We start from the raw sequence: 15,550 nt of genomic DNA, 5'->3' as shown, positions 1-15,550 counted from the left end.
GTTGATAATTTTAATAAGATTAATCCCAAAAATATATTTTTAAAATTGAAATTAATATTACCATACTTTTACTAAAGCAGATCGTTCTTCTGCTAAATCTTTTGAGGTTGGTTCTTATACTTAGGTTTTTTCTTTCAATTCCGTTTGTTCCATACTTTTTGGTTAGGTGGATTTCTTTTGGAATTAAATATTTATAATTGATAAGTTTATCTGTATAAATTTTAGTGGCTTTTGCATTAATTAATGTTTTCACAATAGAACTTAAAGTAGAGTTATTTCTTCTGCCAATATAGAAATTCGCAACTTGCTTGGTGTTTTTATCAATCGCATACACTAGCCATTTTGGGTTTGATTTCTTTCTAATAAAAAATCTCATTTCATCCAATTCATATTCCTGATGATAAATAATTGGAGGTCGCGAAATAGCATTAGCAATTGTTACAATTCTTTTCAGTAAAGTCGTTGGTGAAATCTTTAATATTCGGGAGGTACTTTTAATGCCTAATCCTTCTTTTGTAAGGCTAACAATTTGTGAATTAATATTTTTCCGATAAGCTTGATAAGTATAATAATCTATAAATCTTTTTTTACAATTTTTGCAGAAAAACTGTTGCTTTTTTTTGTTTTTGTAGTTCCATTTTTTATAATATTTCTGGAGTAACAATAACTACAAATTCCCGTATCACTAACTCTGAAACACCTGGTATAATTCTCAATCATTTAAATATGTTTTTTTCGATAAAAATAAACCAGAGTAGGTAATTTCTACTCTGGTTTTTTAAATTAAATGTTTTGAATTTTATTTGAATTTCAATGAGTTAGTATTTGAAATTGTTCTCATCACTAACTTTGGAACATTACCATTTCGGGTGAAATACTGTCTATCAAACTCTAAATAATTGGGAAGATTCAGGTAATTATAATTGATATTTAAAATCCCTTTATCTTTTTGACTGGTCATATTCCCGTTATCATCATAAGAAATTACGTTTCCTGAAACATCGGGATATCCTCTGTAATTTGTAGAACCGTCAGTTACCGAGCTTAATCTGTTTCCTGAATAAGCATAAGTCAATCTATCAATCTGTTCTGCAAAACCATTGGCACCTTTTGAGTTTCGGTATAGTTTTGAAATATTTCCATTAAGATCATACTCTAAAGATTCATCAAATAGACTATTCTGCGGAACAGAGTACATTACCGATATCTATTGAATTAATTTTCCATTTTTATCAAAAGCTATAGCACTGATTTTTAATTTTTTATTTTTAGAAAAATCATAGATATAAAAATAACTACCTGCATCTGAACTACTAAAAGAATCATGGAGTGATAATAAATACTCTTCTTTTTCTGCAATATAATTATTTAGGATAAATAATTCATCGTCAAAATATGCGGAGGGTTTGTGAGTTGAAGAAATTATTTTATTTTGGGTACTTTGAGTATTATAAATATATTCAATCGTTTTCAAGTTATAATCGTATATTATAGCATCAAATACAAGTTTTTCTTTGTCAAATACATTATTTTTCCAAGATATTATAAATAAACTATTTTTATTATCATGCTTAGCTAATATTTTTCGGATAATTCCCTTAGTTGCATAACTAAATTTTTTTTGACGATTAATTAATGCTAAATCTTTATATTGTTTATATAAAGGATTGCAGTTTAAAAAACAAAATGCCAATATTATTAAAATTAAAAATTGTTTTTTCATTATATTACTTTTTGCTATTTATTATTCTATTATAAATTACCTGTACATCATTTGGCATAGTAAATATTCGGTTTCTGAAATTAAATCCTGTTCCAATATTTATTTGTGCCGGTGATAATCTTATACTTTTAGTATCTATAACTCCTGATGGAGCATCTGGAGAGTAGCTTATCCTTAGAGGTAATCCTTGTTCGCTTCGTAGCATATTTTCAATATATGACGCTGCTATTTCAGATCGATTAACATCTTTCGATAGTTGTTGTTTTTCTCCATCAAGCCAAACCGTTCTCAGTTCGCTATTACTTACTGTTTGATTTAGCCACGCATGTCCTAACTCATGAAATAAAGTAACATAAAAAGGGCTTTGTAAAGCTTTCTTTTTTTCACCAAGCATAGTAGTTTCTAAGGAAACTTTTTGATCGAAATCTGTTAAAATTCCTTTACCATCAATAAAAGTTACATTTAGTCCAGCATTTGCTGTTCCTTTACTCGTACTTATGTCAGTGTTAATTTGATCATTAGAAAATTTTTCAAGAAACATACTTCCAAACGAATTTGTATCACCACCCGTCATTGAATTTAAGGCCGATAATATTTTAGCTGCATAGCTATTTTCTGGAATATTTTCTGCAGCATCCCAAGCTTTAGTACTGGAATTTTGAGAGTATAGTCCACCATTCATATATCTGTAAGTATTTCCACCATCAGTAATTGTAATCCACATTCCAGTGGGATCAATAAATTTGATAGGATTATTTGCACCATAATTATAAGCACTCATTGGGTAGTATAATTCTGCTAGTGGATCCATTACGCCCCAACGCCCTATGTCACTCATATATATTCTTGCTCCATAATCGTTCCAGCCAGTTTCTTTCTGTAGTTCTTTATTATTATAACCGTAATTGTATATCCCCGCTCAACTTTTCAGGATCTGCTTACTTTATTTTTCCTCGCGCAACGATTTATTTTTTGAACGCTTTTCTGTCACTTTTCAAAAATACAGATTTATTCATTTGAAAAATAAAAATTTCGTTGGTGCGCGATTTTTATTCGTAAAGTTTTTTATTTCAATTGAAAAAATAAATTCATTTCTAAAAATGTGGAAAATTTCTATTGTTGTCGGTGTTGTTGTAAATGTGGACTTGTGGGTAAAATGGGTGCGGGTTTCAGTGTTGGCTTTATCCACAAATCCACATTCTTTTACCAACCAGGTTTTCAACGGCGATTCAGTGGTATTGTGGCTAAGATTCCAATCAAGGAACGCAGAGCGCTGGCAGTGAAGTGGTTTCCACGGAGCGTGAGGAAAGCATTTTACATAATCTCAAATTATAGGCGCTGATGGATTTTGCACGGAATGAAGCTTGCGTAATGGAGGGCAACGGTTAGCGGCTGGTGCGCGTATAATTTTGATTATGTAATTTGCTGTGGCATTTTGGGTGGGAGAGTTTTAGAGTTGGAGTTTTTTTATTATATTTGGGTATGGATTTTTGGACAGTAATTGGTGTCATTTCTTCTGTTTTTGGGATTTTTTCTTTCCTGAAAAATGATGCTGTTTCATTAATTTCCTTTTTTAAAAAAATCTAAATAGTACAGAAAACTCATCTCAAAGGCTAATTTAATGTAACGGATGGAACTGATTGATCGCAGTTTGTAATGCATCAATTCCTGTTTCTCTGTATTTTTCTGTAGTGTCTGCGTGTTTGTGTCCTGCAAAGTATTGAACTCTTCTTAGGTTCTCTCCTTGGTCTAATTTTAACTTAATCACACTTTGTCTTATGGTTGTTGGTACCAGCTTTTTTGTGAAGTGTTTTTTGTATGTTGAGACTAAATAATTAATATCTTCAATAGTGATTTTAGTTCCTAATTTTCCTAATAAAAAATAGTTTTCTTTTTCGGTTCTAAAGGTTACTAATTTCTCTCTTTCTTCTTTTACATATTCATAGAATAATAGGATTTGTTCAGCTTTTAAATTCAATATTCTTTCATTTGTTTTTCCTGTTTTCTGTATTTTTATTTTTGCATTTTTCAGATCTATATCTTCACTTTTTATTCTTGAGATATCACTTACCAATAAGGCTTGATTTACCAATAAACTCATGATAATTTGGTTTCTTTTTATAAGCATTGGATATCGTTCTTCTCTTGGTTCTAGGAGTCTTTCTAATTCATTTTCTGTAAGTAATTCCTGTAATTGTATTGGATTTTTTTTATTGTCTTTTAAGATGATGTTAATAGCTGGATTATCTCTTCTTACGCCTGTATGTTGTATATATCCATAATATTTTTTGAGTGCTGCTAAAATTCTATGTACGCTATTTGAAGTGTATTTTTTACGTAATATTTCTATATATCCCATGATATCTTTATAGTTCAGTTTTTCAGAGCTCTTATAGCATTTTCTAAACTTTTCGATTTCATACATATAGATCTTTATCGTTGATGGATGCAGGGTTGTGAGTAAATAATCTTCTATTTTCATTTGATTAAAATTCTTGTGTAAATCTGTGTGGCGGATAATTGTGAGTGCCCTAAAAAATCTCTTACTTTTTCGAGTTCCATTCCTTGCTCTAATAGTTGTGTTGCAATAGTATGTCTTAAACAATGGAGTGTAAATTCCTGAGTATTGAGTTCTGTATCTTTGAGTAACTTTTTAAACTGTTTATAAATATAATCTCCTGTAATATTGAGTAGATTTTGGTTGTCTGTTGATGGTTGTCTGTTGATGGTTTCAGTTGAAATAAAATCTTCAAGATCTCTTTTCACTTGTTTTGTAAACGGTATTACTCTTCGTTTTTTACCTTTACCTTTTCTTATATATAGGATGCAGTTTTCAAGATCTATGTCTTTAATTCTTAGTTCTACAGCTTCTGTTCTTCTCAGTCCGCATGCGTAGCATAGATGTAGTATAATAGCTTGTAGCTTACTGCTTTTAGCATATAGCTTTCCAATTTCTTCACTTGTAAATACTTTTCTTTCTTTACTTTTTGGATGCTTTATTGTGAGTTGATAAGGATTACTTTTTATTTCTCCTGATCTTTCGAGATAATTAAAATAGATTTTTATAGATAATAAAATAGAATAAATATAAGTTTCACTAAATGTCTTTTTTGTCTTTATTCCTTTTACTTTTTTGATATGTTCGTGGTAGATTTTAATATCTTCTGTATCGATTTCTGTAAAGAGTTTTTTACTGTATTCTAAAAATCTTCTTACTTGTCTGGGATAGCTGCTGGTAACGGTTTTACTGTATCCTAAGTTTTGTAACTCTTTTCTGTACTGATAAATTGTTTCTTCATCCATCTATGACCAATTTGCTTTTGTACTATTTTGTGTTTTTCCGAACGCTAATCTATTTCTCTTTATTCATCGGTATTTATAAGTATTCTAGTGTTCGTTTGGTTTCCGTCTAGCGTTCGTTTGTGTTCAGTAGCGTTCAATTTTAATTGTTCCAATTGTTTTGTAAAAGATTCTTTCAATTCCTTTCTAACTCTCTGTATATTATCGTTATAGGAGATTTTATATTTAAATCCTTTATTCGCAAAACCGATTTGTTTCAGATATTCCAATCTCACTAATTCGTTCAGATAGAACTGTAATTGTGTCTTTTTAAATCCTGTAATTTCCATTGCATCAAATCTTGTAAACTGCTCTTCCTTAAAGGCTTTTTTCAACTTTTCAAAAAACTGTCTTAAGCTTCCGTCTAACTCGTCAATCTTTAAAATAATACTCTCGAATAGTATCTCTACAGCATTCTCGATATCTTCAATTTCAGTAATTAAATAATCGTTTTTTATTTCTCTTTGATACTGATACACGATAGTAATTTGCTTAATAATACTTTGAAACATTTCATTTAATCGTCTCTTATTCTTTACGTTACTGGGTAATTGTATTTGTGTCGCATACGGGTTTATAACTTCATAATGCTTTAAATTCCTGATGACTTTTTGTATAAAACCAACAGCCTTTTCTTCTCCGTTTTTATCTATTTCTCCGGCATTTCTGTGGTTCTGATAACTAATGATTTTCTCTGTCTGCTCTTCACTTTCGTTCACTGCTACAATAAAACTGCGGTTCATATTATCTTCGTATAATTCTCCTTTTGTGGTTGCAGATAAGCTACTGAACTGTCCTTTCACGATTTTATGACTCGATTTATTATTCCCTTTTTTATCCTTGATTGTTACTGAACTTCTTAACACTTGATTCGATATAAATTCTCTCAACGCATACAAAGCATCTTCCTTTAAACCGTCTAAATCTTCAATGATAATGATCTTTTGAAACAGATCGAACTCACCCCAATTATACAAACTTGATTCTGTAATTCGTGTAAATCTCAGCACATCTTCCTGCGGCATCATGTCTGCAATTCTGCTGATAATATGGGTTTTTCCGCTTCCCGAACTTCCCTGAACAATTCCGTGTAACGGGCTTTTATTTAAATAGCTTATTGTGATTAAGAAGAGTAGAAGTCTTGATTGTTCTTCGCCGATAATTCCGGCTTTTTCTATGAGTTCGTTTAAGGATTTTAATAGATCTTTTTGTTGTAGAAAATCTACAGTATTGAGGGTTTTACTATTTTTTACTATTTCGTCTTTTGGAGTTTCTATAACTTTTTCTTTATCAGTGTTTTGTGTTGCTTCTGTGGAGATTGTAATATTCGACACATTTTCATCTGAAAAAATAAGCTTTCTTTCTTCTAAAAGCTTTGTAAATAGTTTATCATCATGCAGTTGCAGTGTTTCGTTTACATCTTTATTTGGTAAGATCACCTGACTCATAATCAGGTGCTCCTTGGGTGCTTCCTTGGTAAGGAAGAGGGCCTTCTGCTTAGAAGGCAGATGCTCATTTAAGAGTTTTGCATACTTTTCTACTGCTCCTTTTCCTGCTTTATCGTTATCAAAACAAAAGATGATTTCTTCTAATTCCGGAAGGTTTTTTATTGAGTTTAAAATCTCCTCATTTAATCCGTTGGTTCCAAAACAGGCTAAAACGGAAAACTTCTCATGAATGATCTTCAATTGAAGCAGCGAAGCTGCATCAATAATAGATTCTGTAAGAATGAGTTTTTTAGTTTCAGGGTTGGGATAATTTGGATAAACACCGCTGCGGTTTTTTAAGTAATAATGTTTGGAATTATTATTGTCGATTATCGACCTAAAATATAAACTAACGATTTGATTATCTTTGTTTTTCAGAGGGAATGCAATGCATTTATTGGCAAAAATACTGTAGCCTTTTTCTTTGGTTCTGTTGTTTATTAATCCTTTATCTTGCAGTAAACCTATTTCCAACGCCTGTTTTATCAGCTCGTCACTTTTTCTTTCTCCGTGGTGGAACTGTCCGCTATTATAACCAATCTCTAAAATTGAGTTATCTAAATTCCTTTTCTCAATATATTGTTTCGCAGGAGCGCTACAGTACAATGCTTTTCTAAAATAACTAAAAGTGTTTTGTAAAAAAAGGGCAGACTTCTCTGTTGAGATTTCTGTCTGCCCAATCGCAGTACCACTAACAACGCTTCTGGTTGTAGGCTCTTCGTTTAACAGGAAGCTTTTCGCTTTTTTTATCGCTTCATGTTTTGATATCTTCTCATAATCTTCTATAAATTGGATCACATCGCCCGTTTTTCCGCATGCGTGGCATTTGTAGAAGTTCTTTTCTAAATTCACCTGCAGGCTTGCTATTTTGTCATCATGCATAAAACATTTGAGCATTGAGTTTTTAGGCTCAAGATTGTAATGTTGCAGAACTTCTGATAAACTTAAACGTTGTTTGATTTCTGTAATCTCCATAAAAGAAAAATATTTTATTTTTTTTTCGATGTTACTATCAGATACAAAAGTATCTTTTTGTTTTCAATTGAACAAATCTTATTAGATTTTTTTATATCCTTTAATTTCATATTTTTGATATAATATTTAATTATTAAGAACTTTTATATCTTTTTAGAGATGAATATAGGAAGTGTTATAACTACATTAAGAGACAAGAACGGCTTCTCCCAAAGCGATTTGGCAGATAAAAGCGAAGTGTCTCGTGTAATGATCGGCAAGTACGAAAGAGGGGAAGCGATTCCTTCTGTTGATGCTGCAAAAAAAATTGCGGATGCTCTTGGCGTAAGTTTAGATTATTTGGTGGGTGAGACCAATCAGGTTTCTTTTGATAAAAGAACGGTAGAAAGAATTAAGGATTTGGAACAACTGGAAGAGAGTAAAAAGCAAACACTTTACGATCTGATAGATACCTACATCCGTGATTGTAAAACTAGAAAAGCGTATTCGTAAAAATATTGCAATATTATATAAAACAAAAACCACCGCAATTGCGGTGGTTTATTTTTATCTACAGCTCAAAGTCACAGACTTTGCGTAGCGGTTAGTGTTTGAAAATGTTCTCATCACTAACTTTGGAACATTACCGATATTGGATACCAACACATCTGATACATTACCCATTACTCCCTATTTTATACTCCTTGTTGTAATTTCTTCGATTATCCATTTATTAGGAGTACGCTCACTTTTAATTGGATAAAAGCATAGTGCTGTAGTAGTATCTTTATACCATAAAACAATAAAAGCTAAATTTTTATTAATTATTACTTTTTTAATGAAAAAATCATATTCGCTTTTTCTTTGAGTATTAATATTAATTGTAAGGTCATTATTTTTAAAAATTAAAAATTCATTAGTGATATTGTGATCAGGATCTATAATATTTACTTTATCATCTTGAACATATTTTTTCAAAATTCTATAAACATTTTGATTTGTAAAAAATTGTTCAGTGAAGTTATTATTTATATTTGATTTAGAAATATTTTGTGAGCCACATGAAATGAACAGGCTTATAGATATAATTAAATAACATAGTATTTTTTTCATAATGATTATTTATAAATATTAGACAATATTTGAAAGTTTTTCTGTACGTAAGCTTTGAAGTATTTTGATATATTATTATAATTACCACTATCTAATCCTCCACCTGGTACGGCTTTAGGATATATACTTTGAAGCATTTTGAATTCAAAGGCTTTACCATGTTCGGGGATCCCGTCCGAATTTTTATATTTATCCAATATATTTGAGTTTCCAGGACCTTTTATATTATTTCCCCAATGAGCTCCCTCATGCCCAATAAGAGATGTCATATATGATAAGTTTACTACTCCGTCAATTGTTTTAGCATCTTTATTTGCCTTCTCAAACCAATCTAAAACACCTTTGTCTATAGAGATATTGTTCAAGTCACCTTTAAATTTACTTACCGAATAATCATATTGACCCTCTGAAATATTTGATTCCCAATCGTGAAGAACAGGCCCTTGCCCATATGTAAAGGCTTTCCTCGTCTCTTCTTCACTCATACCTGTAATATCCATAAAAGCATTTAAGAAATTCTTATCATCAAGAATTTTTGGAAGGATATTTTTTACTAAATTATAAAATGCTGGATATTCTTTTTTGTAAAAATCTTCTTGCCCCTTAGGAAATTGAAACATTGGATTTCCAAAATTCCCAGAAGTTTCAGAACTTGTAGACATATTCATCTGCATAGCTCTTACTGCATTTTGTGCATCTAAACCATAAACAGTCTCATTTCCATCCGGATCAATAAACATGATCGGGTTGTTTACGGCATAATTGTACGGGCTGTGTCTTCTGTATTTTTCAGACATGGCGTCCATCACGCCCCAACGTCCAATATCCGGCATATAAAATCTCGCTCCATAATCATAAAATCCTGTCTCCTGAAGCTCTTTCCCGTTATACTTGTAATTGTATATCCCCGCTCAACTTTTCAGGATCTGCTTACTTTATTTTTCCTCGCGCAACGATTTATTTTTTGAACGCTTTTCTGTCACTTTTCAAAAATACAGATTTATTCATTTGAAAAATAAAAATTTCGTTGGTGCGCGATTTTTATTCGTAAAGTTTTTTATTTCAATTGAAAAAATAAATTCATTTCTAAAAATGTGGAAAATTTCTATTGTTGTCGGTGTTGTTGTAAATGTGGACTTGTGGGTAAAATGGGTGCGGGTTTCAGTGTTGGCTTTATCCACAAATCCACATTCTTTTACCAACCAGGTTTTCAACGGCGATTCAGTGGTATTGTGGCTAAGATTCCAATCAAGGAACGCAGAGCGCTGGCAGTGAAGTGGTTTCCACGGAGCGTGAGGAAAGCATTTTACATAATCTCAAATTATAGGCGCTGATGGATTTTGCACGGAATGAAGCTTGCGTAATGGAGGGCAACGGTTAGCGGCTGGTGCGCGTATAATTTTGATTATGTAATTTGCTGTGGCATTTTGGGTGGGAGAGTTTTAGAGTTGGAGTTTTTTTATTATATTTGGGTATGGATTTTTGGACAGTAATTGGTGTCATTTCTTCTGTTTTTGGGATTTTTTCTTTCCTGAAAAATGATGCTGTTTCATTAATTTCCTTTTTTAAAAAAATCTAAATAGTACAGAAAACTCATCTCAAAGGCTAATTTAATGTAACGGATGGAACTGATTGATCGCAGTTTGTAATGCATCAATTCCTGTTTCTCTGTATTTTTCTGTAGTGTCTGCGTGTTTGTGTCCTGCAAAGTATTGAACTCTTCTTAGGTTCTCTCCTTGGTCTAATTTTAACTTAATCACACTTTGTCTTATGGTTGTTGGTACCAGCTTTTTTGTGAAGTGTTTTTTGTATGTTGAGACTAAATAATTAATATCTTCAATAGTGATTTTAGTTCCTAATTTTCCTAATAAAAAATAGTTTTCTTTTTCGGTTCTAAAGGTTACTAATTTCTCTCTTTCTTCTTTTACATATTCATAGAATAATAGGATTTGTTCAGCTTTTAAATTCAATATTCTTTCATTTGTTTTTCCTGTTTTCTGTATTTTTATTTTTGCATTTTTCAGATCTATATCTTCACTTTTTATTCTTGAGATATCACTTACCAATAAGGCTTGATTTACCAATAAACTCATGATAATTTGGTTTCTTTTTATAAGCATTGGATATCGTTCTTCTCTTGGTTCTAGGAGTCTTTCTAATTCATTTTCTGTAAGTAATTCCTGTAATTGTATTGGATTTTTTTTATTGTCTTTTAAGATGATGTTAATAGCTGGATTATCTCTTCTTACGCCTGTATGTTGTATATATCCATAATATTTTTTGAGTGCTGCTAAAATTCTATGTACGCTATTTGAAGTGTATTTTTTACGTAATATTTCTATATATCCCATGATATCTTTATAGTTCAGTTTTTCAGAGCTCTTATAGCATTTTCTAAACTTTTCGATTTCATACATATAGATCTTTATCGTTGATGGATGCAGGGTTGTGAGTAAATAATCTTCTATTTTCATTTGATTAAAATTCTTGTGTAAATCTGTGTGGCGGATAATTGTGAGTGCCCTAAAAAATCTCTTACTTTTTCGAGTTCCATTCCTTGCTCTAATAGTTGTGTTGCAATAGTATGTCTTAAACAATGGAGTGTAAATTCCTGAGTATTGAGTTCTGTATCTTTGAGTAACTTTTTAAACTGTTTATAAATATAATCTCCTGTAATATTGAGTAGATTTTGGTTGTCTGTTGATGGTTGTCTGTTGATGGTTTCAGTTGAAATAAAATCTTCAAGATCTCTTTTCACTTGTTTTGTAAACGGTATTACTCTTCGTTTTTTACCTTTACCTTTTCTTATATATAGGATGCAGTTTTCAAGATCTATGTCTTTAATTCTTAGTTCTACAGCTTCTGTTCTTCTCAGTCCGCATGCGTAGCATAGATGTAGTATAATAGCTTGTAGCTTACTGCTTTTAGCATATAGCTTTCCAATTTCTTCACTTGTAAATACTTTTCTTTCTTTACTTTTTGGATGCTTTATTGTGAGTTGATAAGGATTACTTTTTATTTCTCCTGATCTTTCGAGATAATTAAAATAGATTTTTATAGATAATAAAATAGAATAAATATAAGTTTCACTAAATGTCTTTTTTGTCTTTATTCCTTTTACTTTTTTGATATGTTCGTGGTAGATTTTAATATCTTCTGTATCGATTTCTGTAAAGAGTTTTTTACTGTATTCTAAAAATCTTCTTACTTGTCTGGGATAGCTGCTGGTAACGGTTTTACTGTATCCTAAGTTTTGTAACTCTTTTCTGTACTGATAAATTGTTTCTTCATCCATCTATGACCAATTTGCTTTTGTACTATTTTGTGTTTTTCCGAACGCTAATCTATTTCTCTTTATTCATCGGTATTTATAAGTATTCTAGTGTTCGTTTGGTTTCCGTCTAGCGTTCGTTTGTGTTCAGTAGCGTTCAATTTTAATTGTTCCAATTGTTTTGTAAAAGATTCTTTCAATTCCTTTCTAACTCTCTGTATATTATCGTTATAGGAGATTTTATATTTAAATCCTTTATTCGCAAAACCGATTTGTTTCAGATATTCCAATCTCACTAATTCGTTCAGATAGAACTGTAATTGTGTCTTTTTAAATCCTGTAATTTCCATTGCATCAAATCTTGTAAACTGCTCTTCCTTAAAGGCTTTTTTCAACTTTTCAAAAAACTGTCTTAAGCTTCCGTCTAACTCGTCAATCTTTAAAATAATACTCTCGAATAGTATCTCTACAGCATTCTCGATATCTTCAATTTCAGTAATTAAATAATCGTTTTTTATTTCTCTTTGATACTGATACACGATAGTAATTTGCTTAATAATACTTTGAAACATTTCATTTAATCGTCTCTTATTCTTTACGTTACTGGGTAATTGTATTTGTGTCGCATACGGGTTTATAACTTCATAATGCTTTAAATTCCTGATGACTTTTTGTATAAAACCAACAGCCTTTTCTTCTCCGTTTTTATCTATTTCTCCGGCATTTCTGTGGTTCTGATAACTAATGATTTTCTCTGTCTGCTCTTCACTTTCGTTCACTGCTACAATAAAACTGCGGTTCATATTATCTTCGTATAATTCTCCTTTTGTGGTTGCAGATAAGCTACTGAACTGTCCTTTCACGATTTTATGACTCGATTTATTATTCCCTTTTTTATCCTTGATTGTTACTGAACTTCTTAACACTTGATTCGATATAAATTCTCTCAACGCATACAAAGCATCTTCCTTTAAACCGTCTAAATCTTCAATGATAATGATCTTTTGAAACAGATCGAACTCACCCCAATTATACAAACTTGATTCTGTAATTCGTGTAAATCTCAGCACATCTTCCTGCGGCATCATGTCTGCAATTCTGCTGATAATATGGGTTTTTCCGCTTCCCGAACTTCCCTGAACAATTCCGTGTAACGGGCTTTTATTTAAATAGCTTATTGTGATTAAGAAGAGTAGAAGTCTTGATTGTTCTTCGCCGATAATTCCGGCTTTTTCTATGAGTTCGTTTAAGGATTTTAATAGATCTTTTTGTTGTAGAAAATCTACAGTATTGAGGGTTTTACTATTTTTTACTATTTCGTCTTTTGGAGTTTCTATAACTTTTTCTTTATCAGTGTTTTGTGTTGCTTCTGTGGAGATTGTAATATTCGACACATTTTCATCTGAAAAAATAAGCTTTCTTTCTTCTAAAAGCTTTGTAAATAGTTTATCATCATGCAGTTGCAGTGTTTCGTTTACATCTTTATTTGGTAAGATCACCTGACTCATAATCAGGTGCTCCTTGGGTGCTTCCTTGGTAAGGAAGAGGGCCTTCTGCTTAGAAGGCAGATGCTCATTTAAGAGTTTTGCATACTTTTCTACTGCTCCTTTTCCTGCTTTATCGTTATCAAAACAAAAGATGATTTCTTCTAATTCCGGAAGGTTTTTTATTGAGTTTAAAATCTCCTCATTTAATCCGTTGGTTCCAAAACAGGCTAAAACGGAAAACTTCTCATGAATGATCTTCAATTGAAGCAGCGAAGCTGCATCAATAATAGATTCTGTAAGAATGAGTTTTTTAGTTTCAGGGTTGGGATAATTTGGATAAACACCGCTGCGGTTTTTTAAGTAATAATGTTTGGAATTATTATTGTCGATTATCGACCTAAAATATAAACTAACGATTTGATTATCTTTGTTTTTCAGAGGGAATGCAATGCATTTATTGGCAAAAATACTGTAGCCTTTTTCTTTGGTTCTGTTGTTTATTAATCCTTTATCTTGCAGTAAACCTATTTCCAACGCCTGTTTTATCAGCTCGTCACTTTTTCTTTCTCCGTGGTGGAACTGTCCGCTATTATAACCAATCTCTAAAATTGAGTTATCTAAATTCCTTTTCTCAATATATTGTTTCGCAGGAGCGCTACAGTACAATGCTTTTCTAAAATAACTAAAAGTGTTTTGTAAAAAAAGGGCAGACTTCTCTGTTGAGATTTCTGTCTGCCCAATCGCAGTACCACTAACAACGCTTCTGGTTGTAGGCTCTTCGTTTAACAGGAAGCTTTTCGCTTTTTTTATCGCTTCATGTTTTGATATCTTCTCATAATCTTCTATAAATTGGATCACATCGCCCGTTTTTCCGCATGCGTGGCATTTGTAGAAGTTCTTTTCTAAATTCACCTGCAGGCTTGCTATTTTGTCATCATGCATAAAACATTTGAGCATTGAGTTTTTAGGCTCAAGATTGTAATGTTGCAGAACTTCTGATAAACTTAAACGTTGTTTGATTTCTGTAATCTCCATAAAAGAAAAATATTTTATTTTTTTTTCGATGTTACTATCAGATACAAAAGTATCTTTTTGTTTTCAATTGAACAAATCTTATTAGATTTTTTTATATCCTTTAATTTCATATTTTTGATATAATATTTAATTATTAAGAACTTTTATATCTTTTTAGAGATGAATATAGGAAGTGTTATAACTACATTAAGAGACAAGAACGGCTTCTCCCAAAGCGATTTGGCAGATAAAAGCGAAGTGTCTCGTGTAATGATCGGCAAGTACGAAAGAGGGGAAGCGATTCCTTCTGTTGATGCTGCAAAAAAAATTGCGGATGCTCTTGGCGTAAGTTTAGATTATTTGGTGGGTGAGACCAATCAGGTTTCTTTTGATAAAAGAACGGTAGAAAGAATTAAGGATTTGGAACAACTGGAAGAGAGTAAAAAGCAAACACTTTACGATCTGATAGATACCTACATCCGTGATTGTAAAACTAGAAAAGCGTATTCGTAAAAATATTGAAGTATTATATAAAAAATAACCCACCGCAATTGCGGTGGTTTATTTTTATCTACAGCTCAAAGTCACAGACTTTGCGCAGCGGGTGCATTACCCATTACCGTGCTAGCTTTGCTTAAATATAAATACATTATTATTGTCTCCTAAATTATTTATATACCAATTTTCAAAATCCTTCAATTTTAATCTATTGACTTTTTCTAAAATATTGATGTTTTTTGATGTGTCCTGTACAAGGATAAAGATTTTTTTTTGTACTTCAGCAATATTTATTAATTCTTGAAGAATTAATTTTACGCTCTCAAAAGAAACTCCCATAGTTCCAATAACAAAAATATCATGATTTTCAATCTCATTAATAATTGTATAGATTAGCTGGTTAAATACATCAATAATTTCTTGAGGTTTAATAAATTCTAAATTATATTTTTTAATTAATTTGTCGTAAGTATCAATAGATAAATCCTTATGATCTATATATTTTGAGATTTTAATAGAATTTTGGAAAGGTAAATTAATATAAAAGATTTTCCTTGAATCATCTAATTTTTGATTTTGTGATAAATAATTATTAAAAATAATATATACACTTCCAACTTCTAAATCTACTTTTTTATCGAAAATCGTTATTTGTTTATACATA

14 protein-coding genes and 1 pseudogene are annotated in these 15,550 nt (G+C 31.2%); 2 read left to right on the top strand and 13 right to left on the bottom strand.

Annotated elements, in window-relative coordinates:
- Positions 1–19 precede the first annotated feature (19 nt).
- From A0O34_RS01215 to A0O34_RS22040, 7 genes are all read right to left on the bottom strand, one after another.
- Positions 20–720, bottom strand: a protein-coding gene (locus A0O34_RS01215) for an IS1 family transposase (RefSeq protein WP_472266219.1) whose coding sequence is annotated in 2 segments (ribosomal slippage) — positions 20–619 and positions 622–720 — 699 coding nt in all. Because the reading frame shifts where the segments join, the coding sequence is not laid out codon by codon here.
- A 79-nt stretch (positions 721–799) separates the two neighbouring features.
- Positions 800–1,198, bottom strand: coding sequence for a hypothetical protein (locus tag A0O34_RS01210; protein ID WP_066750308.1), 399 nt, complete (start codon positions 1,196–1,198; stop codon positions 800–802).
- A gap of 9 nt (positions 1,199–1,207) precedes the next feature.
- A complete protein-coding gene (locus tag A0O34_RS01205; RefSeq protein ID WP_066750305.1) occupies positions 1,208–1,723 on the bottom strand; it encodes a hypothetical protein in 516 nt (171 codons plus the stop codon).
- Positions 1,724–1,727: 4 nt separating this feature from the next.
- On the bottom strand, positions 1,728–2,636 hold the full coding sequence (locus tag A0O34_RS22560) for an RHS repeat-associated core domain-containing protein (RefSeq protein ID WP_082891070.1): 909 nt from the start codon (positions 2,634–2,636) through the stop codon (positions 1,728–1,730).
- A gap of 705 nt (positions 2,637–3,341) precedes the next feature.
- On the bottom strand, positions 3,342–4,205 hold the full coding sequence (locus A0O34_RS01190) for a tyrosine-type recombinase/integrase (RefSeq protein WP_082891069.1): 864 nt from the start codon (positions 4,203–4,205) through the stop codon (positions 3,342–3,344).
- Positions 4,202–5,026, bottom strand: coding sequence for a tyrosine-type recombinase/integrase (locus A0O34_RS01185; RefSeq protein WP_066750291.1), 825 nt, complete (start codon positions 5,024–5,026; stop codon positions 4,202–4,204). The genes A0O34_RS01190 and A0O34_RS01185 overlap by 4 nt, the downstream gene beginning before the upstream one ends.
- A gap of 59 nt (positions 5,027–5,085) precedes the next feature.
- Positions 5,086–7,524 carry a CHC2 zinc finger domain-containing protein gene (locus A0O34_RS22040; RefSeq protein ID WP_082891068.1) on the bottom strand — a complete coding sequence of 813 codons (2,439 nt, stop codon included), beginning with the start codon at positions 7,522–7,524 and terminating at the stop codon, positions 5,086–5,088.
- A gap of 159 nt (positions 7,525–7,683) precedes the next feature.
- Here A0O34_RS22040 and A0O34_RS01175 point away from each other — a divergent pair, with 159 nt between their 5' ends.
- Positions 7,684–8,016, top strand: coding sequence for a helix-turn-helix domain-containing protein (locus A0O34_RS01175; RefSeq protein WP_066750289.1), 333 nt, complete (start codon positions 7,684–7,686; stop codon positions 8,014–8,016).
- A 177-nt stretch (positions 8,017–8,193) separates the two neighbouring features.
- On the opposite strand, the gene A0O34_RS01170 is transcribed toward A0O34_RS01175, so the two are convergent.
- The 5 genes and pseudogenes from A0O34_RS01170 to A0O34_RS22035 all read right to left on the bottom strand — a co-directional run bounded on the left by A0O34_RS01170 (position 8,194) and on the right by A0O34_RS22035 (position 14,409).
- Positions 8,194–8,616 carry a hypothetical protein gene (locus A0O34_RS01170; RefSeq protein ID WP_066750299.1) on the bottom strand — a complete coding sequence of 141 codons (423 nt, stop codon included), beginning with the start codon at positions 8,614–8,616 and terminating at the stop codon, positions 8,194–8,196.
- 707 nt (positions 8,617–9,323) lie between these two features.
- Positions 9,324–9,518 (bottom strand): annotated as a pseudogene (locus tag A0O34_RS22780) (RHS repeat-associated core domain-containing protein); the annotation flags it as partial.
- 708 nt (positions 9,519–10,226) lie between these two features.
- Positions 10,227–11,090, bottom strand: a complete 864-nt coding sequence (locus A0O34_RS01155; RefSeq protein ID WP_082891069.1) for a tyrosine-type recombinase/integrase — start codon at positions 11,088–11,090, stop codon at positions 10,227–10,229.
- Positions 11,087–11,911, bottom strand: coding sequence for a tyrosine-type recombinase/integrase (locus A0O34_RS01150; RefSeq protein ID WP_066750291.1), 825 nt, complete (start codon positions 11,909–11,911; stop codon positions 11,087–11,089). Before A0O34_RS01150 ends, A0O34_RS01155 begins: the two co-directional genes overlap by 4 nt.
- Positions 11,912–11,970: 59 nt before the next feature.
- Complete coding sequence (locus A0O34_RS22035) at positions 11,971–14,409, bottom strand: CHC2 zinc finger domain-containing protein (RefSeq protein ID WP_082891068.1); 2,439 nt, start codon at positions 14,407–14,409, stop codon at positions 11,971–11,973.
- Between the two features lie 159 nt (positions 14,410–14,568).
- On the opposite strand from A0O34_RS22035, the gene A0O34_RS01140 reads away from it, so the two are divergent.
- Positions 14,569–14,901: a helix-turn-helix domain-containing protein gene (locus tag A0O34_RS01140; protein ID WP_066750289.1), complete on the top strand. Its 333-nt coding sequence runs from the start codon at positions 14,569–14,571 to the stop codon at positions 14,899–14,901.
- A gap of 111 nt (positions 14,902–15,012) precedes the next feature.
- On the opposite strand, the gene A0O34_RS01135 is transcribed toward A0O34_RS01140, so the two are convergent.
- Positions 15,013–15,549 carry a hypothetical protein gene (locus A0O34_RS01135; protein ID WP_066750287.1) on the bottom strand — a complete coding sequence of 179 codons (537 nt, stop codon included), beginning with the start codon at positions 15,547–15,549 and terminating at the stop codon, positions 15,013–15,015.
- Position 15,550: the final 1 nt, after the last annotated feature.

The organism is Chryseobacterium glaciei (genome assembly GCF_001648155.1).
GTDB classification, from domain to species: domain Bacteria; phylum Bacteroidota; class Bacteroidia; order Flavobacteriales; family Weeksellaceae; genus Chryseobacterium; species Chryseobacterium glaciei.
Note: the sequence above shows the minus strand (reverse complement) of the source record. Positions and strands in the feature narration are given on the sequence as shown.